The 1948-nt window shown below is 76.7% G+C and carries 1 protein-coding gene; it reads left to right on the top strand.

The genetic code is table 11. From position 1 onward, the window contains the following. Window positions 1-1709 precede the first annotated feature (1709 nt). Complete coding sequence (locus BJF79_RS56475) at window positions 1710-1883, top strand: hypothetical protein (protein WP_158079426.1); 174 nt, start codon at window positions 1710-1712, stop codon at window positions 1881-1883. Window positions 1884-1948 lie beyond the last annotated feature (65 nt).

The following is a 1948-nucleotide window of genomic DNA, read 5'->3' as shown; positions in this document are numbered from 1 at the left end:
TCGTCGGTCTGCCCGGCGGTGCCGTGCTGTGGTTGGTGCGCGGGTGGTCCGCCGGAGGGGCCCGGGGGCGGCCGTCGGCCCTTGTGGCCCGTCGGCCGCCTGGCCGCTGTCGAGGCTCGACGGCCCGAGCAGCTGCGGGTCGTCGGTTTCTCCGGCGGTGCCGTGCTGCGGCTGGTGCGGTGGGTGGTCCGGGCTCGGCCGTCGGCTCCTGCGGCCTGTCGGTCGCGTGCTCAGGGCTGCCCGGCAGTCCCGTCGTGGGAGGACGGCCGGTTCCTGCGGTGTCGAGGCTCGGCAGCCCGTGCAGCCGTGGGTCGTCGGTCGCCTGGGCCGTGCCGTGTTGCGGTTGGTGCTCAGGTGCTTCGCCGAGGGGCCCGGGTTCGGCGGTCGGCCTTTGCGGCCCGTCGGCCGTCTGGCCGGTGTCGAGGCTCGACGGCTCGAGCAGCTGCGGGGCGTCGGTTTCTCCGGCGGTGCCGTGCTGCGGCTGGTGCGGGGGCGGTCCGCCGAGCGTTCCGGGTTCGGGCGTCGGCCCCTGGGGCCCGTTGGCCGTTTGGCTGGTTTCGGGGCTCGGCAGCCCGTGCAGCTGTGGGTCTCCGTTTTCTCCGGCCGTGCCGGGCTCGGACGTCTGCTCCGGCGCCCCCGGTGTGCCGGGTCGGTCGATGGTGTTGCCCGCAAGCCCGCCCAGCCGGTCGTCCTCGGTCAGGCCGGGCTCGGACGGCCCGCGTGCTTCTGCGCCGATGGCCGGCCCCTGTCCGAGTTGGGCGCTTTCCGGACCGCTGGGCCTCGCGGGTTCCGCCGCGTGCTCGGACGTACCGTGCGGCGGGTCCCCGGCCGTCTGTGCGGGGTTGCTCGGCGCCCCCGGCATGGGCGGCCGGTCGCCCGTGGAGTCGGGTGCCTCGGCGACACGGCCCGGCAGCCCGCGCAGGCGTGCGTCCTCGATTACCTCCGGAGCGGGGTTGCTCGCCCCGGGAGCAATGGGGTCGGGCAGCCGTTCGTCCTCGGTCTCCCCGCCCGCGTCGCGGCCGGACGCCTGGCCTTCGGCGGTGTGCCGGGGCCCGTCGTATTCGATTCCGTTGGACGTCGCGTCCCGGCTCGGCCAAGCCGCCTGTCCGGGGAGCCCGTGCTCGGTCCCGTGCGGCGTCGCCCCCCGGGTGCTGGTTGCCTGTCCGGGGTCGCCGGGCGCTCCCGGCGCGGCGGGTCGGCCGGTGCCCGTGAGGTCGAGAGGCCCGGCGGCGTCGTTCGGAAGTCCGCGCAGGCGTGCGTCCTCGGCGTCCGGCCCGGTCACGCCGGGGACGGGCGGTCCGTCGGTCGCCTGGACGGGGGGTCCGCCGCTGTGGCTCGGTTGGCCGCGCAGCGGGTCGTCCTCCGGCTCCCCGGCCGGTTCCGCTCGGCCGGGTTCGGACGGCCCGGGCGCCGGTGCTTCGGGAGCATGACCGGGGAGGCCGTACTCGGATCCGCGTGGGGTCGCTTCGCTGCCGTGGCCTGGTCGGCCGGGCAGCGCCGCGTCCCCGGTGTCTTCGGCAGGCTGGTCGGGGAGGCCGTACTCGGTTCCGTGGGGCGTCGCGCTTTGGACCGGTCCGTCGGTCGCCTGGACGGGGGGTCCGCCGCTGTGGCTCGGTGGCCCGGGCAGCCGTTCGTCCTCCGGCGCCGTTCGGCCGGGGTCGGGCGCACCGGCGGCCGGGTCGGACGGTCCGTCGGTCGTCTGTGCGGGATTGCCGAACGCCGCGGGCATCGCGGGGGTGGCGTCGGGGGCCACGCCGACGAGGGCGTCGATCGCCGTCCTCGGCCGGGTCGTCCGGCGCGGACGGGACGGGCGCGTCGGGGGCTGCGGGGACGGGTGGGGCGACCGGCACGGCGGGGGCGTCCGGCGGCGGGCGCAGAAGTAGGCGCACACTTGGGCGAAGGCGCTTGCAACTTCGTTAAGTGCACTATTACACTCAACGACATGTCG

The organism is Actinomadura sp. CNU-125 (genome assembly GCF_001942465.1).
Taxonomy (GTDB): domain Bacteria; phylum Actinomycetota; class Actinomycetes; order Streptosporangiales; family Streptosporangiaceae; genus Spirillospora.
Note: the sequence above shows the minus strand (reverse complement) of the source record. Positions and strands in the feature narration are given on the sequence as shown.